The organism is Streptomyces gamaensis (assembly GCF_042656465.1).
Classification (GTDB): Bacteria; Actinomycetota; Actinomycetes; order Streptomycetales; family Streptomycetaceae; genus Streptomyces; species Streptomyces gamaensis.
Genome location: NZ_JBHSPB010000023.1, coordinates 68,031 through 86,671 on the forward strand (window position 1 = coordinate 68,031; position 18,641 = coordinate 86,671).

The following is an 18,641-nucleotide window of genomic DNA, read 5'->3' on the forward strand; positions in this document are numbered from 1 at the left end:
GGCGGGAGGGCGCAGATCATCCCCAAGTCTGGTCTTCGCCGCTTTGCGCCCCATTTGCCTTTGGCGCAGAAGCCGTTGAACCCCGTACCACCAACTCGGGGAGGAAGACGAACTCGCTGTGCGGGGCGGGCGTCCCTGCGATCTCCTCCAGCAGCGCGCGCACCGCGGCCTGGCCCATGGACCGCACCGGCTGCCGGACCGTGGTCAGCGGCGGGTCCGTGAAGGCGATCAGCGGGGAGTCGTCGAAGCCGACGACCGACACATCGCGCGGGACGCGCAGCCCGCGCTCGCGGGCCGCCCGCACCACCCCCAGCGCCATCATGTCGCTCGCGCACACCACCGCGGTCGCCCCCCGGTCCAGGAGCGCGGCGGCCGCCGCCCGGCCGCCCTCCAGTGTGAACAGCGAGTGCTCGATCATCTCCTCGGCCGCTCCGGCACCGGCGCCGAGGAGCTCGCGCATGCCCTCCAGGAAGCCCTCGATCTTCCGCTGTACCGGGACGTACCGGCGCGGGCCCAGCGCGAGCCCGATGCGCCGGTGCCCGAGCGCCACCAGGTGTGTGAGGGCGAGCCGGACGGCGGCCCGGTCGTCGGGGGAGACGAAGGGCGCCCGTATCCGCTCCGAGAAGCCGTTCACGAGCACGAAGGGCACGCCCTGGGCGCGCAGCCGCTCGTAGCGCTGCGTGTCGGCGGTGGTGTCGGCGTGCATCCCGGAGACGAAGATGATCCCGGCGACGCCCCGCTCGACGAGCATCCCGGTCAGCTCGTCCTCGGTGGAGCCGCCCGGGGTCTGCGTCGCGAGGACCGGCGTGTACCCCTGCCGGGTCAGGGCCTGCCCTATCACCTGGGCGAAGGCCGGGAAGATGGGGTTGTCCAGCTCGGGGGTGATCAGCCCGACCAGGCCGGCGCTGCGCTCCCGCAGCCGCAGAGGCCGCTCGTAGCCGAGCACGTCGAGCGCGGCCAGCACGGACCGGCGGGTGGCCGCGGCCACCCCCGGCCTGCCGTTGAGGACGCGGCTGACGGTCGCTTCGCTGACACCCGCCTGTGCTGCGATGTCGGCGAGCCGGGCGGTCACGGGAGACGACCCTACCGGTCGCATCAGACCGACCACCACACGCACGCGTCGGCGGGGATGCGCACGGTGCCGCCGGTGAACTCCAGGGCGGACGTGGCCAGGACCGGCCGGCCCGGCACCGGCAGCACGGCTTCCCGCTGAAGGGTGTTGAGGGTGCACACCAGGCCCGGCCGGGAGAGGGCGAGCACCCCGGGCGGGGCGTCCAGCCAGGACATCCGTCCGTCGCCCAGGCCCGGCAGCCGCCTGCGCAGCGCGAGCGCCGAGCGGTACAGCTCCAGCGTCGAGCGCGGGTCCCCGCTCTGGGCGGCCACCGACAGCTCGCGCCAGTGCGCGGGCTGCGGCAGCCAGCTGCCGCCGGGCCCGAAGCCGTACGGGGCCCGCTCGCCCGACCACGGGATCGGTACCCGGCAGCCGTCGCGGGTGCCGTCCTGCCCGTCGCCCCGGAAGAACGCCGGGTCCTGGCGCACCTCGTCCGGCAGGTCCGCCACCTCCGGCAGCCCCAGCTCCTCGCCCTGGTACAGATACGCCGAGCCCGGCAGCGCCAGCATCAGCAGCGTCGCCGCCCGCGCCCGCCGCAGCCCCAGCCGCGGATCGCCGCCGCCGTAGCGGGTGGTGTGCCGCACCACGTCGTGGTTGGAGAGCACCCAGGTCGTCGGCGCCCCCACCGACAGCGTCGCCGCCACCGACCGGTCGATGACCTCCCGCATCGGCTCCGCGCCCCAGTCGCACGTCAGGAACTGGAAGTTGAACGCCTGGTGCAGCTCGTCGGGGCGTACGTACAGCGCGAGCCGCTCCGCCGACGGCGCCCACGCCTCGGCCACCCCGATGCGCTCGCCGTCGTAGGAGTCCAGCAGCGCCCGCCAGGAGCGGTGGATCTCGTGCACCCCGTCCTGGTCGAAGAACGGCAGCACCTGCGCGCCGATCAGCTTGGCCTGCTCGGCGCGGCCGATGTCCGGCAGCCCCGGCGCCTTGACCATGCCGTGCGCGACGTCGATGCGGAAGCCGTCGACCCCCAGGTCCAGCCAGAACCGCAGCACCGAGGCGAACTCCTCGCGGACCTCGGGGTTCTCCCAGTTCAGGTCCGGCTGCTCCGGCGCGAACAGGTGCAGATACCACTCGCCGGGCGTGCCGTCCGCGCCGTCCGCGCGGGTCCAGGCGGGGCCGCCGAAGACCGACTCCCAGTCGTTCGGCGGGAGTTGGCCGTCGGTGCCGCGGCCGGGCCGGAAGTGGTAGCGGGCGCGTGCCGGGCCGCCGGGGGCGTCCGCGAGCGCCTCGCGGAACCACGCGTGCTCCGTCGAGGTGTGGTTGGGCACGATGTCGACGATGACGCGCAGGCCCAGCGCGTGCGCGTCGCGCACGAGGTCGGCCGCGTCGGAGAGGTCCCCGAACAGCGGGTCCACGGCCCGGTAGTCCGCGACGTCGTAGCCGCCGTCCGCCTGCGGGGAGGCGTAGAACGGCGTCAGCCACAGCGCGTCCACCCCCAGCCCCGCCAGATACGGCAGCCGGTCCCGCACCCCGCGCAGATCGCCGACGCCGTCACCGTCGCTGTCGGCGAACGAGCGCACGTACACCTGGTAGATGACAGCACTGCGCCACCAGCCGGAGGCCGCCGGACCGGCGGCCGGGGAGGCGGAGGCGGGGGCGTTGGCGGCGAGGTCCTGGGTCATGTACTTCCCTTGAAGGTCGTAAGGGCCTTGAACGGAACGGACGGTGCGAACGCGAGGCGCGCTCGCGGCGGTGTCCGGCGGTACGGGCGGTACGTACGCATCAACGTGCCCGCGCGCCGGCCGGTGACGCGGGAGGGGAGCCGGGCTCACCCCTTGGTGCCACCCGCCGTCAGCCCGGCGACCAGATGCCGCTGGGCCAGGAAGAAGACCACCGCGGCCGGCACGGTGATCAGTACGGCGGCGGCCGTCATCAGCCCCCACTCGGCCTTCTGCTGGCCGACGAAGGTCTGCAGCCCCACCGCGAGCGTGTAGTGCTCCTCACTGCTCATGAACTGGCTCGCGAAGGCGACTTCGCCCCACGCGGTGACGAACGAGTAGAAGCCGGTGACGGCCAGGCCCGGCCGCGCCAGCGGCACGATCAGCCGCCAGAACGTGCCGAACGGGCTCAGCCCGTCCACCCGCCCCGCCTCGTCGATGCCGACGGGTATGGAGTCGAAGTAGCCCTTGAGCATCCACGCGCAGAACGGCACCGAGACCGAGCAGTAGGTCAGCACCAGCCCCGTACGGGTGTCCAGCAGCCCCAGATCGCCGAGGATCGTGTACAGCGGCACGATCAGCACGGCCATCGGGAACATCTGCACGACGAGGAAGGTCCACATGAGCGGCCGCTGCCCGGGAAAACGCATCCGCGAGACCGCGTAGCCGGCGCTCGCCGCGACGAACACGCCCAGCAGCGTCGCGCCCAGCGCCACGAGCAGCGAGTTGCCGAACCACGTCGCGAAAGCCGTCTTCCCCAGTACCTGGCCGTAGTTGGCGAACGACAGGCCCGTCGCCCGCGTCGGCTCCTGCCAGCCGTCCCGTCCGCGCAGCGAGACGAACACGACGAACAGCACCGGGAAGACGGCGGCCAGACTCGCGACGGCCAGCGTCGCGTGCAGTGCGGCGGAGGCGGCGCGCGAGCGGGTGCCGCGCGGCCGCCGGCGTACGGGAGAGGTCACGCGGCCGCCCCTTCCTTCTGCGAACGGGCCAGGGTGCGGCGGTAGAAGACGGCGAAGACCAGCAGCAGCGAGAGGATGAGGATCCCGTACGTCGCCGAGCCCGCGTAGTCGCGCACTCCCTGGAAGGCCAGCCGGTAGGCGTACGTCACCAGGATCTCGCTCTCGCTGCTCGCGCCCTGCCCGAGCAGCAGATAGATCACCTGGAACTGGTTGAACGTCCAGATCACCCCGAGCAGGATCACCGTCCCGCTCACCGTCCGCAGCCCCGGCAGCGTCACATGGCGGAAACGCTGCCACGGGCCCGCCCCATCCATCTCGGCCGCCTCGTACAACTCCCGTGGGATCGCCTGCAGTCCGCCGAGGATCGCCACCATCATGAACGGCACGCCCAGCCACACGTTGACCGCGACCGCCGACACCTTCTGCAGTGTGGCGTCACCGAGCCAGTCGACCGGGCCCGCGCCCAGGGAGTGCAGCAGCGCGTTGAACACGCCGTACTTCTCGTTGAACATCAGCCGCCAGGAGAACGTGGCGACGAACGCGGGCACCGCCCACGGCAGGATCAGCAGCACCCGGTACAACGCCCGCAGCCGCAGCGGCCTGTTGAGCAGCAGCGCCAGACCGAGACCGAGCGTGTAGTGCAGGACCACGCAGGACGCCGTCCACACCACGGTCCAGCTCAGCCGCGACCAGAAGTGCCCCTCCTGACCGGAGAGCACCCTCCAGTAGTTCTCCAGACCGACGGACTTGTACGTCGCCGCGATGTGGTTGACGCCGATGGTGCGGGCGACGTTCGCCTCGTCGGCGTCGGTGAACGACAGGAAGACACCCCGGGCCAGCGGATAGCCGACGAGCACCGCCAGCACCACGACCACCGGCAGCACCATGGCCCAGGCGTACCAGTACGCGTCGAACGACCGCCGCACGCGCAGCACGAGAGCGCCCATCGCCGGCTACTCCTGGATCCCGTAGTCCTTGAGCAGCGCGGACCGCCAAGCCCGCGCCGTCGCCTTGAGACCCTTCTCCGGGTCCTCCTTCAGCGTCAGGATCCGCGTGTAGTGCGGCAGCCAGTCGGTGAACAGATCACCGCCCTGCCGCAGCGGCGGACGCGGGCGGGCCGTCCGCAGCGCCTCGTGGAAGGCCCTGCGGACCGGGTCGGCCAGAACGGCCTCGCTGTAGGCGGACTTGCGCGTCGGCAGCAGCCCGATCCGGGTCGAGATCCGCTCCTGCCGCGCCGTGTCCGTCATGAAGCGGGTGAAGAGGTAGGCCGCGTCGAAGTTCCTCGCCCCGGCGTAGACCACGAGGTCGTGGCCGCCCATCGGCGCGCCCGCCGTGCCCGTCGAACCGGCCGGCACCGGGGCGATGCCCAGGTTCCCGCGGGCCTTGAACGCGTCCCCGCCGAAGAGCTCCTTGGTGGCCCAGGGCCCGTCGACGAGCATCGCCAGCCGCCCGTTCTTGAAGTCCGTCTTCAGGGCGTTGTAGCCGTCCGTCGCGGCCGGCTTGGGGGCGGCGCCCGAGGCGACCAGTCCGGCGGCCGTCTCGACGCCCTTGCGGGAGGCCGCGTTCGCGATCGTGATCTGCTTCCTGCCGACGTCGACCAGGTCGCTTCCCTCGCCGTAGAGGAACGGCAGCGAGTAGTAGCTGTCCGGGTTCAGCCCGATGCCGTCCGCGCCCGTCCGCTCCTTGATCCTCAGGGCGGTGTCCTTGACGGCCTTCCAGTCGGCCGGCGGCCCCTCGATGCCCGCCTTCGCGAACAGCTCCTTGTTGTACAGCAGCGCGAGGGTGTCGGTGACCTGCGGGACGCCGTACGTCCCGCCCCGGTACGCGGTGCCCCGCAGCGGGCCGTCGAGGAAGTCCCCGGTGTCCGCGAGCGCCGGAGTGCCCCTCAGGTCCTTCAGATAGCCGAGCTGCGCGAAGCCCTGGGTCCAGCCGACGTCCGAGCGCAGCACGTCCGGGGCGCCCCTGCCGGCCGGCGCGGCCGTCTTGAACTTCTGCTGCGCCTGGTCGAAGGGCACATTGACGTAGTCGACCTTGATCTTCGGGTACGCGGCCTCGAAGTCCCGCACGAGCCCGCGGAACGCCGGGGCCTCGTTCGTCGCGTCCGAGGTGTCCCACCAGGTGACGGTGCCGCGCACGCTGCCCGGGTCGGACGCGGCCAGGGCGCCGTCGCTCCTGCCGCCGCCGGCGGCGCCGCCGCAGGCCGTGGCGGCCAGGGCCAGCGCACCGGCGAGGGCGGCGGCCGCTATGCCTCTTCGCATACGGATCCCCTCTTCACGGAGGCCGACCGGTCGCGGGCGGCCCGAGCTGTGGAGGAAGGTAACAGGCTGCAATCTCTTGCGAAAGGTCTTGCAAGAAATGAACAACGGGGTTAACGGTGGTGCGGGCACGGCGCGTTGCCGCCGCCGCGCCCCGCTCCCGCCCCCCACCCCAGGAGTCCGCCGTGCCCGGATCCGCCCGAAGAGCCGTGACGTCCGTCGCCGCCTGCCTCGCCCTCCTCGCCGGGGCCGCCCCCCTCGCACGGGCCGCCGTCCCCGGTGACAAGGACGTCACCGCCGTCCTCTTCCAGTGGTCCTTCGACTCCGTCGCCCGCGAGTGCCGGGACGTCCTCGGCCCGGCCGGCTACGGCTCCGTACAGGTCTCCCCGCCCCAGGAGCACATCCAGGGCTCCCCGTGGTGGACCTCCTACCAGCCCGTGGGCTACCGCATCGCCGGGCGGCTCGGCGACCGCGCCGCGTTCGCGCGCATGACGGACGCGTGCCACGCGGCGGGCGTCAAGGTCGTCGCCGACGCCGTCGTCAACCACATGAGCGCGGGCACGGGGACGGGCACCGGCACGGGCGGCACCCCGTACACCAAGTACACCTACCCCGGCACCTACCGGGACCAGGACTTCCACACCTGCCGCAGACCGGTCGCCAACTACACGGACCGGGCCGAGGTGCAGAACTGCGAACTCGTCGGCCTCGCCGACCTCGACACCGGCTCGGCGTACGTACGCGGCCGTATCGCCGCCTACCTCGACGACCTGGTCTCCCTCGGCGCCGACGGCTTCCGCATCGACGCGGCCAAGCACATCGCGGAGACCGACCTGGCGGCCGTCAAGGCACGCATGAAGCACCACGACGTGTACTGGAAGCAGGAGACCATCGGCGGCGCGGGAGAGGCCGTCCGCCCCGAGGAGTACCTGCCCACCGGCGACGTCCAGGAGTTCCGCTACGGCCGCGACCTCAAACGCGTCCTGCGGCACGAACGCCTCGCCTACCTGCGGAACTTCGGCGAGGGCTGGTCCTACCTCCCCGACGGCCACGTCTCCGTCTTCGTCGACGACTGGGACACCGAACGCGACGGCACGACCCTCAGCTACAAGGACGGCGCCGACTACACCCTCGCCAACGTCTTCATGCTCGCCTGGCCGTACGGCGCCCCCGACGTCCACTCCGGATACGAGTTCACCGACCGCGACGCCGGACCGCCCAACAACGGCGCCGTCTCCGCCTGTTGGCACGAAGGCTGGAAGTGCCAGCACAAGTGGCCCGAAATCCGGGCCATGGTCGGCTTCCGCAACGCGGTGCGGGGCGCACCCGTGACCGACTGGTGGGACAACGGCTACCAGGCCATCGCCTTCGGCCGGGGCGGGAAGGGGTACACCGTCGTCAACCACGAGACGTTCCCGCTGACCCGGACCTTCCGCGGCCGGCTGCCCGGGGGCGCGTACTGCGACGTCCAGAGCGGACGGACGGTGACGGTGGACGCCGACGGCACCTTCACGGCGACGGTCGCGCCGGGCACGGCACTCGCGCTGCACACGGGCGCGCGCGGCGCATGCGGGAAGCAGGGCCGCCCGCTCAGCCCGGCTGCGCCACCAGCATCCCGAGCCCGGCGGCCAGTTCGAAGAACGGGCTGTCCTCCGGCTCGCCCACGAGGACGTCCCGCAGCACGTCCGTCATCTCCGGGCAGTACGAGGCGCTCACCGCCGTGATCGCCGCGAAGGTGCGCACCAGCTGCGCCTCCAGCTCGCCGCGCGGGATGTGCCGGTCGTCGAGCCACAGCAGGGCCGTCGTCTCCGTCAGGGAGATCCACGAGCGGACCGCCAACTCCAGCCGCGGCGGCGCCGATACGACCCCCAGGTGGCCGAGGACCTCCTCGTACGCGGCGCGGCGCACCTCGCCGACCACGGCGCAGGCTTCGCTGTCGGCGGCGGCCGGGCCGCTGCGCATGAGTGCCGAGAAGCCGGGGCCGTGCTGCTCGACGAAGTCGAAGAAGCGGTGCAGCACCCGCAACAGCCGTGGCCCCAGCGGGCCTTCGCGCGGTTCGGCGAGGAGGTCCGCGAGCTGCCGCGCCGCGCGCCGCAGGGCCGCCTCGTACAGGCTCTGCTTGCCGGGGAAGTAGTGGTAGACGAGCGGCCGGGAGATCCCGGCGGCGGCCGCGACGTCGTCCATGGAGACGTCGTCGGGGGAGCGGCTGCCGAACAGGTCGAGCGCGACCGCGATCAGCTGCTCACGTCGCTGCTCGACGGGCATCCTGCGGCGCACTCCGTTCGTCATGGGCCCATCTTAGACACCTGTTCCGAAAGGCTCGTTCCCGTGGGCCCCGGACCTCACGCGGGCCTCACGGGCCGGTGCCCGCAGGGGAGTTCAGTGCAGGCTGCCGATCTTCTGCCCGTCCGCCAGGCGCGCGGTCAGCTCGGTCTGCGCGCCCTCCTTCGCGGGGACGGCCAGCAGCGGGCCCGGCGCGCTGCCCCGCACCCCGCCGCTCGCGGTGATCGACTGCACGTCCTCGCTGCCCGCCGCGAGCGCGTACCACGCGCCGGACGGCGCCTTCCACAGCACGCCCGCCAGGACGTGCGCGTCGTGCGCGCCGCAGGCGGGGGAGTCCACGGCGCGCGCTACGGCCGAACCGGGCGCCCCCGGCCGCTGCCCCGGAGCCTGGAACAGGGCCACCACGCGACTGCCCGCCCCCCGCCAGGTCTCGCCTCGGGCGCACGACCACTGGGCCTCCCCGCCGCCGGCGGGCAGCGACTGCGTCGCGTACGCCCAGGAGTTGACCTGGCGCACGCCCTGCGCGCGCATCGACTGAAGATGGCAGGCCAGATGCGCCCAACCCGCCCTTGCCGCCGGGCTGTTGACATCGTGCGGGGCGTCGGGGGCGCCCGCGGTGAGCCGGGCCGGGGCCAGCTCGCCCAGGTCCGTCACCAGGTGGCCGCCGAACTGCAGCGCGGGCCAGGTGCCGCAGCCGGAGACGGAGGCGGGGCTCGGAACGGGGTCGGTCACACCGTCGGCGTCGCGCCGCAGCGGCTGCCCGGAGTCCCCGGGCACCAGGAGGTCGCGCACGGAGGCCGAGGAGACCCAAGGCGCCGTCAGATAGCGGACGTTGGTGTCGGCGCGGCCGACGACCACGGCCGTCGCGGAGTCCGCGTCCGCCGCGTCCGTACGCGCGAAGTCCAGCGCGGCACCTCCCGAGTCGCCGCTCCTGGCCTCGGCATAGCGCACGAGCCGCAGCCCGTCGTGGAAGAGGACGACCGCCGCCTGGCCGACCTCGCCCGCGTACAACAGCTGCGGGGGGCCGGCGGCCGGGCCGGTCGCGGTGCCGGGCGTCGCCGTCACCCGCACCGAGGAACCCGGCCGGGCCCACACGGCCAGCGCCCGGCGCAGCAGCTCCGTGTCGTCCGTGCGGCCGCCCCGGGCGGGCCAGACGGAGAAGCCGGCCCGGTCGGCGCGCTTCCACGCGTCGGGCGTGACCCGGGTCAACTTCGCCGGATCCAGGGCCGCTTCGGCCGCCGCGTTGCGCGCGTACGGCGGGGCGGCCGCGCCGTCGGGGCCCCAGTCCCCGGCGGGCCAGCCGAAGAGCGCCGCGCTCACCACGGCGGCGGCGAGGGCCGCGAGCGCGGCCCGCGTGTGCTGGCGGCGGCGCACGATGTCCGTCGGCCGCGCCTGGAGGGAGCACGGGTCGAACTCCGGCGACTCCAGCAGCGAGGCGTCCCGGCTGCCCGCCGGGGCCCGCAGCCGGGCCGCCTCCGCGAGGGCCGCGTCCGGGTCGGCGACCCCGGCGGCGGCCAGCGCCTCACGGACCTCGCGGTCACCGGGCAGCTCCAGGGCGCGCAGCACGTACGCGGCGCGGCCCGGCGCGGACAGGCCCGCCAGCGCCTGGTCCAGGGCGAGCTCGTCGGCGCCGCCCGAGCGCGGGAACAGCCGCAGCCCCCACACCTGCGGCAGCAGCGGCGGCAACTGCTCGGGGCGCGGCACCCTGAAGCGCCCGCGCGGCGCCCCGGCCGCGAGCGCGGACCGCAGCACGCGCTGCCGCACATACGCATAGCCCGTGCCGAACGGGGTGCGCTGCCCGGCACGCGGCACCGGCACGGCCGGCCCCACCAGCTCCTGCGGACCCACCCGGTTGCGCGGGAGCGCGCGCTGCACGAGCGCGTGCGCCGCCAGCACGCGCCGGCTGCGGGCCATCGGGGGCAGCACGAGATAGCTCAGCCGCACCAGCCTCGGGTAGTGCTCGATGAGCGCGGCCTCGGCCTGCTCGACATCGACGGGGAGGGACCGGGGGGCTGTCGCTTGCTGCTCCACGATCGGTAGAACGAGTGAATGGTGAGATGGTCACTTCACCCTCACGCGACCCTCACGCGGGGGCCCGGGAGTTGACTGCCCAGGCCCTCAACTCCCCGGTGCCGGACGGTCCTTGGTCGATCTTTGGTCGAAGGGTCAGGCCACGCAGCGGGCCCGGATACGGTCGACCGCCGCCTCCGGGACGCCGAGCCCGTCACGCACGTACGCCTCCACCCCGCCGTACACGCGCTCCATCTGCTCCAGCGCCGCCGCGAGATAGGCCGGGCGCACGCCCAGCAGCGCGTCGGCGATCTCCGGGTCGCCGCCCGCCGCCGTGAACCGGCCGATCGCGGGCGCGAAGGCGGCACGCACCGCCGGGATCACGGCCAGATACTCCTCGCGCACCGTCGCCGCGTCCGCGCCGAGCAGCATCAGCAGCACGCTCGCGGCCCAGCCCGTGCGGTCCTTGCCCGCCGTGCAGTGGAACAGCAGCGGCCCGCAGTCCGGCTCGGCCAGCGCCGACAGCAGCCGCCCGTACGCCGCGCACGCCGAGGCCGAGGTCACGAACGCCCGGTAGGAGTCGCACAGCAGCTTCTCCGCCTTGCCGCCGCCGAGGTGCTCCTCCGCCACCGCCGGGTTGCCGAGCACCGACTCCAGACGGGCCGGCACCTTCTCGTCGCCGCCGCCGGTGAACGCGTCGCCCATCACGTCCGCGACGATCGGCCGGGCGCCCTCGGGCAGCCGGTCGGGGTGCTCGTGCCGCTCGTGCGCGGTGCGCAGGTCCACGACCGTGTGGATGCCGAGGGCGGCCACCGCCGGATCGGCCTGCGGATCGAGGCGGTCGAGCTGTCCGGAGCGCAGCAGCAGACCGGGGCGCACGGCCGAGTTCCCGGCGAGCGCGATGCCACCGAGGTCCCGGAGGTTGACGATGGTCGAGGCGTCGATCTGCGGCATACGCGCTTCTCCCTTGCCGGATTTCTACCGTTATTGTGCCGAACGGTAGCCGAGGGCGCTTCCGCAGCCGGGACGGGGTGCCCGCTTCCCGCCCGTACCGGGCCCGCGGCGCCGCACCCCCTACCCGTGGTCCAGGTACGCCAGCACCGCCAGCACCCGCCGGTTGTCGTCGTCCGACGGCGGCAGACCGAGCTTGTGGAAGATGTTCGAGGTGTGCTTGGCGACCGCCCGCTCGGTCACCGCGAGCCGCGCCGCGACCGCCGCGTTGGAACGGCCCTGCGCCATCAGCTCCAGCACCTCGCGCTCGCGCGGCGTCAGGGCCGCGACCGGGCTCTCCCGCTCGCGCCGCGCCAGCAGCTGCGCGATCACCTGCGGGTCCATCGCGGTACCGCCCGCCGCCACACCGCGCACCGCGTCGACGAACTGCTCCGCGTCGAAGACCCGGTCCTTGAGGAGATAGCCCACCCCGCCGCTGCCGTCGGCCAGCAACTCCCGCGCGTACAGCTGCTCCACGTGCTGCGAGAGCACCAGCACCGGCAGACCGGGCACGGCCCGCCGGGCCGCGAGCGCGCACTGCAGGCCCTCGTCGGTGAAGGACGGCGGCAGCCGGACGTCCACCACGGCCACGTCCGGCCGCAGCTCCTCCAGCGCGCGGGCGAGTTCGGGCCCGCTCCCCACCGCCGCCGCGATCTCGAAGCCGTACGCCTCCAGCAGCCGCACCAGCCCGTCCCGCAGCAGGAACAGGTCTTCGGCGATGACGACACGCACGGGAACTCTCGACTCCACGGTCACGGAACGGCGGGGCGAACGGCAGGACGCGGACGGCGGCCCCGCCGCCGCCCATCGTCCCACCCCGGCTAGCGTCCCGTCCCGGCCGGGTGCCGCAGTGCGCAGGGCACCTCGATCGTGACCACGGTGGGTCCGCCGGCGGGGCTGCTGACGGCGAGCACCCCGTCGAAGGCCCCGAGCCGCCGCTCGACACCGGCCAGCCCGCCGCCGGGCCGGACGGCCGCGCCGCCGCACCCGTCGTCGGTGACCGTGACGCGCAGCACGCCCCGTACGTGCTCGACGTCCAGCCACACCCGCCGCGCGCCCGCGTGCTTGGCGGCGTTGGTGAGCAGCTCGCTCGCCGCGAAGTAGGCGGCGGCCTCGACCGGTTGCTCCGCCCGGCCCGGCAGCCGCACGTCCGCCTCGACGGGCAGCGGCATGCGCAGCGCCAGCGCGCGCAGCGCGTCGCCGAGGCCGCGCTCGGCGAGGACCGGCGGGTGGATGCCGCGCACGAGGTCGCGCAGCTCGGCCAGGGTCGCGGCGGAGTCGGCGCGAGCGGCGGCCAGCAGCTGCCTGGCCCGGTCCGGGTCCTTCTCGACGAGCGCCTCGATCGTGCCGAGGCTCATGCCCATGGCCACCAGGCGGGCCTGGGCGCCGTCGTGCAGATCGCGCTCGATGCGGCGCAGCTCGGCGGCGGAGCTGTCGACGGCGTCGTGCCGGGAGGAGGCGAGGCGGTCGACGCGCTGTGCGAGCTCCTGCTCCGTGGTGGGCCGCAGCAGCGGCTTCGCGGCGAGGAAGTGCGCGCGCAGCAGCCGGTGGTTGACGAACAGGCCCACCACGCCGAGGCAGAGCCCCAGTGCGGCCGCCCAGTTGGCGCTCGTCTGACCGGTGATGTGGATGAACGCGAACCACTCGTTGCCGCCGGAGTGGACGATCGGCCTCCACACGCCGAGGGCCAGCACACAGCCCCACACCGCGTACAGCATCGACGCCGCGGGCAGCAGGGCCAGCACCGCGCCCGCGGTCAGGTCCTGGAGCAGCCACTGCACATCACGCCAGGTGGACTTGTCCTTCAGCAGCGCGACCGTCAGCTCCACCCGCCCCGCGACCCCGCCGCGCACGACGGGCGGCGGGCCGTAGGGGGCCGCGATCTCCACCCCCGACCACGCCTTCGCCCAGGCGCGGCGCTGGTTCGCGTACGCGCGCAGCCGGCCCACGACCGTCGGCGTGGTGAGGAAGCCGATGCCCACGACGATGTAGACGACCGACAGCACGGTGAACGTGAGCATCACCGTCGACGCGATCATGCCGTAGAGCAGCAGCCACAGCCCCCGCGCGGAGGCCAGGAGCGCCTCGCGGACCTTCATGGGAGTATCCCCCGTCGTTCTCCGGGACCCGTCCCTCGGGCCCGGCACCAGTCTCGCCGCTCGGGACGGCGCTGGTCACGGGGGGTGGGCCCCGGCCGGGGGTGTACCTGGCACCACCCCCTCCCGGCCGGTCGGGCGCGGGGGTGGTGCCGGGCGGTTCAGGCCGTGGCCGGCGGCGTGTACTTGTAGCCGACGCGGCGCACGGTCACGATCGAGCCGCGGTGCTCGGCGCCCATCTTGCGGCGGAGCCGGGCGATGTGGACATCGACGGTGCGGCCGTCGCCGACGTGCCCGTAACCCCAGACCGTGGTCACCAGCGCGTCGCGCGTGTGCACCCGGTGCGGGTGCGCGACGAGGTGCGCCAGCAGCTCGAACTCCAGGTAGGTCAGGTCCAGTTGGCGGCCCGCGACGGCCGCGGTGCGCTGCTCGGGGTCGATCCGTACGAGCGCGTCCCCGCGCCCCGCCGGGGCCGGCTCCGGCGCCTGCTCCCCGGCCGGGACCAGCACGAGATAGCCGACCATCGGCGGCCGGCCCGGCAGCGAGGGCACCGAGTGCTGCGGTGCGGGCAGCCAGGTCGCCACGCCCGAGTGCAGCAGCTCGGCGACGGGCGGGACCTCGTCGGGGGAGACGGCCCGCAGCCGGTGGCGGGGCGCCGGGCGGGTGGGGGACGCGGATGCGGGCGCGGACGTGGGCGCGGTGAGGGTGTGGAGGTTCGTCATGGCAGAGATCGGCTCTTTCGCGCGAGGGGCCGTCGAAAAGGACGTACTCGTGCGCGGCCCGTTGGCCGGAGCCTGGTCCGGCGGCTGACTTCGACGTGAGGATCAGCAGGGAGAGGGGGCCTGCGCGTCAGTGCGCGCGACAACACACCCGGTCGAAGTCGTGGTGCTGGCGGGAGGGCCAGAAAGGCTCAAGGTCGCTGTGACCCGTCGCGGTGTTCTGGAAGCTCGCCATGCCCCTATTGAAGCATGGCCTGCCACGGGCCGGCAGGCCCGGCCGCATGCCTCATCCGGAACCCCGACATCCGCACCCGGCCTGCGACGTTACGGCCCGGCCCGCCGGAATTCCGGTGCCGGGCAGCGGGGTTCACGAGCCGGGCGCCGACGGGGCGCCCGACGCCGGACCGCCGAGGACGTCCCGGTCGGCCATGACGGCGGCGGGACGGCCGCCCGGTGACCGCCGAGCGTGGCCCCGGCCCGGCCCGGCTTTCGGCGCCCCTGGCGCAACTGCCCGCCGCGCTCAGGCATCCGGCTTCGCCGGTCGGCCCCGGCGCCGGAAACCGCCTGCCGTCTCAGGCACCCCGCACCGGGCGCGACAGCGCCTCCCGTACCGCGTCCTCCGTGCGGGCCACCAGTGCCGTGCCGTCGTCGGCCGTGATGATCGGCCGCTGGATGAGCTTCGGGTGCTGCGCGAGCGCGGTGATCCAGCGGTCGCGCGCGCCCTCCTCGCGCGGCCAGTCCTTCAGGCCGAGCTCCGCGGCGGCCGCCTCCTGGGTGCGCGTGATCTCCCACGGCTCCAGCCCGAGCCGGCCGAGCACGGCGCGGATCTCCTCCTGCGTGGGCACGTCCTCCAGGTAGCGGCGGACGGTGTAGTCGGCCTCCGCGGCGTCGAGCAGGGTCAGGGCGCTGCGGCACTTCGAACAGGCGGGATTGATCCAGATCTCCATGGCCGACCACCGTACCGGAGCGCCGCCAAGTGCCGGATGACCAGGGGCGATTGTCAGTGCCCGGCGGTAAAATCGAAGGTATCGGCAAGGGGTTCGCAGCCCCCTTGCGGCCCGGGTGCGCGACCCGGGCAGACCCGCATGCCGCAGACCCGTATTCCCAGGAGGACGCCGATGGCAGTGGCCGCGACACCCGTACCGGATATATCCGCTTTTCCCGGCCTCCCCAGTTTCCTCACCCTGCCCAAGCGGCGCCTGCCCGCCGGGCGCCCCCGCGCGTGGTACGAGGCGCACAACCGCCGGCTGAAGGCCATGCGCCTGGCGATCGCGCTCCTGCACTCCGGCGCGTACCGCCCCCGGCAGGCGACCAACCGCCGGATCCGGGCCGTGGCCGAGCAGATCGGCGTGCGCCCGCCCTCCGACGCCACCTGCCGCATGGTGCGTGTCCTCATCCGCGACGCCGAGGGCTGACGGCCGCCGGGTGCCGTCCCGCCCGTACGGGGGGCGGCACCCCGGTCCCGTCCCGTCCGTGCGCGTGGAGCACCGCCCTCCACATGCGGAGCGCCGTCTCTCCTCATACCGTGAGCAATGACGCAATCGGTACGTCGCACTGCCGCATGCCTGAGGAGAGGGACATGCCCACTCGCACGCTCAAGGACAAGGTCGTCGTGATCGGGGGCGCCTCGAAGAACCTCGGCAGCCTCATCGCCAAGCAGTGCGCCGAGGACGGCGCCAAGGTCGTCGTGCACTACAACAGCGACTCCTCACGCGACAAGGCCGAGCGGACCGCCGCCGAGGTGAAGAAGCTCGGCGGCGACGCCATCACGCACCAGGGCGACCTCAGCAAGGTCGCCGAGGTGGAGGCCCTCTTCGACGCCGCCGTCGCGGCGTTCGGCAAGGTCGACTGCATGGTCAACACCGCCGGCATGGTCATCAAGAAGCCGATGACCGAGACGACCGAGGAAGAGTTCGACAAGATGTTCGCCGTCAATACGAAGGCGGCGTACTTCATGATGCGCGAGGCCGCCAAGCGCCTGGAGGACGGCGGCAAGATCATCACGATCGTGACCTCACTGCTCGCCGCCTACACCGGCCTGTACTCCGTCTACGCCGGCAGCAAGGCACCCGTCGAGCACTTCACCCGCGCCCTGTCCAAGGAACTGTTCGGCCGCGACATCTCGGTCAACAACATCGCCCCCGGCCCGATGGACACCTCCTTCTTCTACCCGGCCGAGACCGACGACTCCGTCGCGTACCACAAGTCCTCCTCGATGAACGGGGAGTTGACGAAGATCGAGGACATCGTGCCGTATGTGAAGTTCCTGCTCACGGACGGCTGGTGGCTCAACGGGCAGACGTTGTTCATCAACGGCGGTTACACCACCCGCTGAACGGCGGCAGCGTTCAGGTGTACGGGTGCAGCCGGGAGAGGTCCAGGCCGAACCCGAAGGGCTCGGGGATGTGGATGCTCTCCCCGAACTTCCGGTCGGTGCGGGTGTGGTAGCGGTCGTGGTTCGGCTCGGAGAACAGCGTCACCGTGGAATCGCGGGCATCCACGACGAGGTAGAGCGGGATGCGCATCACGGCGTAGTCCCGGAGCTTGCCCACCCAGTCGTTCTCCGGGTTGGAGGGCGAGACGATCTCCACGGCGATGAGGGCGAGGTCGGCCGGTGCCGTGTTGCCCTCGCTCTCCATGACCTCTTCGGGCAGATAAGTGAGGTCCGGATTGCGGAGCTTGGCCGCGTCGGGGGATTTCAGGTCCGTGTTCTCGGTCGGCATGCAGCCGTCCGGGCGGTGCGCGTCGAACTGCCGACGAACGTGGAACAGATTGCGTTGGTGGATCCCTGCCGGCGCTGTCTGCATGATGATGACGCCGTCGGTGTACTCGACCTTCACGCCCTTGGGCGCGATCCGCTGAGCCTCTGTGAGCAGCGCGAGGCGCTGGGGGTCAAGGGGCACGGTGTCCTCCAAGGGATGGCCCGGCCAGCGTATCCACTCGTCGGCACCGGACCCCGTCACCGCTTCCGCAGGTGGTGGGGTCCGTCGTTTTGACCAAGATCATCTGACGCTGCTTCACTTGCGCGGCGGAGCTCCCGGCCGGGTCGATCAGGCCCCTGCCGGGCTCCCCCATGACGCACGTCACTGGACGATCACTGGACGAGAGGACCCGGATGTCGACCGCAGTGCCCCAGCAGCCGGAGCGGCCCCAGTACAGCGCGGGCCGGGCGCAGCTCAGCCTGGGGATCGCCGCCGCGCGGAACCTGGCGACGACCACCAAGAGCGTGCCGCAGATGCAGGGCATCAGCTCGCGGTGGCTGCTGCGGACGCTGCCGTGGGTGGAGGTCAAGGGCGGTACGTACCGGGTCAACCGGCGGCTGGTGTACGAGGTCGGGGACGGCCGGGTGACCTTCGTGCAGGAGGGTGCCGGGGTCCGGGTCGTCCCGGCGGAGCTGGGCGAACTGCCGCTGCTGCGCGGCTTCGACGGCGTCGACGCGCTGCGGGCGCTGGCCGGGCGCTGCGAGCAGCAGGAGTACGGGCCGGGCGAGGTCATCGCGCAGGCCGGGCAGCCCGTGGACCGTGTCGTCCTGCTCGCGCACGGCAAGGTGGAGAAGCTCCGGGACGGCGCGTACGGCGGGTCGGACCGGCGCGGCATGCTGACCGACGGCGCCTTCCTCGGCGGGCAGGCGCTCGCCGAGGAGCCGGGCACGTGGGAGTTCACGGCCCGCGCCCTGACCGCCTGCACCGTACTGACGCTGCCCCGCGCCGCGTACGAGCACGTGGCCGCGCGGCACGGGGAGCTGCGGGCCCACATACGCCGGCGGCAGGCCGACCTGGCCCGGCCGCGCAACAAGAAGGGCGAGGCCGACATCGCGCTCGCCGCCGGCCACACCGGCGAGCCCGTACTGCCCGGCACCTTCGTCGACTACGAACTCGCACCGCGCGAGTACGAGTTGAGCGTGGCGCAGACGATCCTGCGGGTGCACAGCCGGGTCGCCGACCTCTACAACGACCCGATGGACCAGGTCGAGCAGCAGCTGCGGCTGACCGTCGAGGCGCTGCGCGAGCGCCAGGAGCACGAGCTGGTCAACAACCCCGAGTTCGGGCTGCTGCACAACGCCGACTACAGCCAGCGCATCTCCACGCACTCCGGCCCGCCCACCCCGGACGACCTGGACGAGCTGCTGAGCATGCGGCGCGGGACGAAGGCGTTCTTCGCGCACCCCAAGGCGGTCGCCGCCCTCGGCCGCGAGTGCAACAAGCGGGGGCTGGCCCTCGACAGCGCCGACGTCGACGGCCACGCCGTGCCCGCCTGGCGTGGTGTGCCCATCCTCCCCTGCGGCAAGATCCCCGTCTCGGAGCAGGGCACGTCCTCGATCCTCGCGATGCGGCTGGGCGAGGACGCGCAGGGGGTGGTCGGCCTGCGGCAGACAGGGATCCCGGACGAGTACGAACCGGGCCTGAACGTACGGTTCATGGGCATCAACGAGCAGGCCGTCATCTCCTATCTGGTGAGCACCTACCACTCGGCGGCCGTCCTCGTGCCGGACGCGCTCGGTGTCCTGGAGAACGTCGAGGTCTTCGGCACGCCGTCCTGACGGGCACGGCA

At 73.1% G+C, this 18,641-nt stretch carries 16 protein-coding genes and 1 pseudogene; 4 read left to right on the forward strand and 13 right to left on the reverse strand.

The window, feature by feature from the left end:
• Positions 1-16: 16 nt before the first annotated feature.
• The 5 genes from ACFP1Z_RS28300 to ACFP1Z_RS28320 form a co-directional block, all read right to left on the reverse strand.
• Positions 17-1,072, reverse strand: a complete 1,056-nt coding sequence (locus ACFP1Z_RS28300; RefSeq protein ID WP_390320505.1) for a LacI family DNA-binding transcriptional regulator — start codon at positions 1,070-1,072, stop codon at positions 17-19.
• A gap of 23 nt (positions 1,073-1,095) precedes the next feature.
• Positions 1,096-2,739, reverse strand: a complete 1,644-nt coding sequence (locus ACFP1Z_RS28305; RefSeq protein WP_390320506.1) for a glycoside hydrolase family 13 protein — start codon at positions 2,737-2,739, stop codon at positions 1,096-1,098.
• 146 nt (positions 2,740-2,885) lie between these two features.
• Positions 2,886-3,737 carry a sugar ABC transporter permease gene (locus tag ACFP1Z_RS28310; protein WP_390320507.1) on the reverse strand — a complete coding sequence of 284 codons (852 nt, stop codon included), beginning with the start codon at positions 3,735-3,737 and terminating at the stop codon, positions 2,886-2,888.
• Positions 3,734-4,684, reverse strand: a complete 951-nt coding sequence (locus ACFP1Z_RS28315) for a carbohydrate ABC transporter permease (RefSeq protein ID WP_390320508.1) — start codon at positions 4,682-4,684, stop codon at positions 3,734-3,736. The genes ACFP1Z_RS28310 and ACFP1Z_RS28315 overlap by 4 nt, the downstream gene beginning before the upstream one ends.
• Before the next feature lie 6 nt (positions 4,685-4,690).
• Positions 4,691-5,995: an extracellular solute-binding protein gene (locus ACFP1Z_RS28320; protein ID WP_390320509.1), complete on the reverse strand. Its 1,305-nt coding sequence runs from the start codon at positions 5,993-5,995 to the stop codon at positions 4,691-4,693.
• A 182-nt stretch (positions 5,996-6,177) separates the two neighbouring features.
• On the opposite strand from ACFP1Z_RS28320, the pseudogene ACFP1Z_RS28325 reads away from it, so the two are divergent.
• Positions 6,178-7,566 (forward strand): annotated as a pseudogene (locus ACFP1Z_RS28325) (alpha-amylase); the annotation flags it as partial.
• A 16-nt stretch (positions 7,567-7,582) separates the two neighbouring features.
• On the opposite strand, the gene ACFP1Z_RS28330 reads toward ACFP1Z_RS28325, so the two are convergent.
• The 7 genes from ACFP1Z_RS28330 to ACFP1Z_RS28360 all read right to left on the reverse strand — a co-directional run bounded on the left by ACFP1Z_RS28330 (position 7,583) and on the right by ACFP1Z_RS28360 (position 15,037).
• Entirely contained in the window at positions 7,583-8,281 is a 699-nt protein-coding gene (locus ACFP1Z_RS28330; RefSeq protein WP_417801289.1) for a TetR/AcrR family transcriptional regulator, read from the reverse strand.
• 90 nt (positions 8,282-8,371) lie between these two features.
• Positions 8,372-10,306, reverse strand: coding sequence for a hypothetical protein (locus ACFP1Z_RS28335; protein WP_390320511.1), 1,935 nt, complete (start codon positions 10,304-10,306; stop codon positions 8,372-8,374).
• A 135-nt stretch (positions 10,307-10,441) separates the two neighbouring features.
• Complete coding sequence (locus ACFP1Z_RS28340) at positions 10,442-11,239, reverse strand: tyrosine-protein phosphatase (protein WP_390320512.1); 798 nt, start codon at positions 11,237-11,239, stop codon at positions 10,442-10,444.
• A gap of 120 nt (positions 11,240-11,359) precedes the next feature.
• On the reverse strand, positions 11,360-12,007 hold the full coding sequence (locus ACFP1Z_RS28345; protein ID WP_390320513.1) for a response regulator transcription factor: 648 nt from the start codon (positions 12,005-12,007) through the stop codon (positions 11,360-11,362).
• An 89-nt stretch (positions 12,008-12,096) separates the two neighbouring features.
• Positions 12,097-13,374, reverse strand: a complete 1,278-nt coding sequence (locus tag ACFP1Z_RS28350; RefSeq protein WP_390320514.1) for a sensor histidine kinase — start codon at positions 13,372-13,374, stop codon at positions 12,097-12,099.
• A 158-nt stretch (positions 13,375-13,532) separates the two neighbouring features.
• Entirely contained in the window at positions 13,533-14,093 is a 561-nt protein-coding gene (locus ACFP1Z_RS28355; protein WP_390320515.1) for a winged helix-turn-helix domain-containing protein, read from the reverse strand.
• Between the two features lie 569 nt (positions 14,094-14,662).
• A complete protein-coding gene (locus tag ACFP1Z_RS28360; RefSeq protein WP_390320516.1) occupies positions 14,663-15,037 on the reverse strand; it encodes an ArsC/Spx/MgsR family protein in 375 nt (124 codons plus the stop codon).
• 171 nt (positions 15,038-15,208) lie between these two features.
• Between ACFP1Z_RS28360 and ACFP1Z_RS28365 the strand changes: the two genes are divergently transcribed.
• Positions 15,209-15,505, forward strand: coding sequence for a hypothetical protein (locus tag ACFP1Z_RS28365; RefSeq protein WP_390320517.1), 297 nt, complete (start codon positions 15,209-15,211; stop codon positions 15,503-15,505).
• 164 nt (positions 15,506-15,669) lie between these two features.
• Entirely contained in the window at positions 15,670-16,425 is a 756-nt protein-coding gene (locus ACFP1Z_RS28370; RefSeq protein WP_390320518.1) for an SDR family oxidoreductase, read from the forward strand.
• Positions 16,426-16,438: 13 nt separating this feature from the next.
• Here the strand turns inward: ACFP1Z_RS28370 and ACFP1Z_RS28375 are convergent, their stop codons facing one another.
• Positions 16,439-16,993 carry a Uma2 family endonuclease gene (locus ACFP1Z_RS28375; RefSeq protein ID WP_390320519.1) on the reverse strand — a complete coding sequence of 185 codons (555 nt, stop codon included), beginning with the start codon at positions 16,991-16,993 and terminating at the stop codon, positions 16,439-16,441.
• A gap of 212 nt (positions 16,994-17,205) precedes the next feature.
• Here ACFP1Z_RS28375 and ACFP1Z_RS28380 point away from each other — a divergent pair, with 212 nt between their 5' ends.
• A complete protein-coding gene (locus tag ACFP1Z_RS28380) occupies positions 17,206-18,630 on the forward strand; it encodes a family 2B encapsulin nanocompartment shell protein (protein ID WP_390320520.1) in 1,425 nt (474 codons plus the stop codon).
• The last annotated feature ends 11 nt before the right edge of the window (positions 18,631-18,641 follow it).

Excerpts from the sequence above, each read along its gene's own strand:
- ACFP1Z_RS28305 (WP_390320506.1), bottom strand. The coding sequence starts at position 2,739 with ATGACCCAGGACCTCGCCGCCAACGCCCCCGCCTCCGCCTCCCCGGCC.
- ACFP1Z_RS28315 (WP_390320508.1), bottom strand. The coding sequence starts at position 4,684 with ATGGGCGCTCTCGTGCTGCGCGTGCGGCGGTCGTTCGACGCGTACTGG.
- ACFP1Z_RS28320 (WP_390320509.1), bottom strand. The coding sequence starts at position 5,995 with ATGCGAAGAGGCATAGCGGCCGCCGCCCTCGCCGGTGCGCTGGCCCTG.
- ACFP1Z_RS28330 (WP_417801289.1), bottom strand. The coding sequence starts at position 8,281 with ATGACGAACGGAGTGCGCCGCAGGATGCCCGTCGAGCAGCGACGTGAG.
- ACFP1Z_RS28340 (WP_390320512.1), bottom strand. The coding sequence starts at position 11,239 with ATGCCGCAGATCGACGCCTCGACCATCGTCAACCTCCGGGACCTCGGT.
- ACFP1Z_RS28350 (WP_390320514.1), bottom strand. The coding sequence starts at position 13,374 with ATGAAGGTCCGCGAGGCGCTCCTGGCCTCCGCGCGGGGGCTGTGGCTG.
- ACFP1Z_RS28355 (WP_390320515.1), bottom strand. The coding sequence starts at position 14,093 with ATGACGAACCTCCACACCCTCACCGCGCCCACGTCCGCGCCCGCATCC.
- ACFP1Z_RS28360 (WP_390320516.1), bottom strand. The coding sequence starts at position 15,037 with ATGGAGATCTGGATCAATCCCGCCTGTTCGAAGTGCCGCAGCGCCCTG.
- ACFP1Z_RS28365 (WP_390320517.1), top strand. The coding sequence starts at position 15,209 with ATGGCAGTGGCCGCGACACCCGTACCGGATATATCCGCTTTTCCCGGC.
- ACFP1Z_RS28370 (WP_390320518.1), top strand. The coding sequence starts at position 15,670 with ATGCCCACTCGCACGCTCAAGGACAAGGTCGTCGTGATCGGGGGCGCC.
- ACFP1Z_RS28380 (WP_390320520.1), top strand. The coding sequence starts at position 17,206 with ATGTCGACCGCAGTGCCCCAGCAGCCGGAGCGGCCCCAGTACAGCGCG.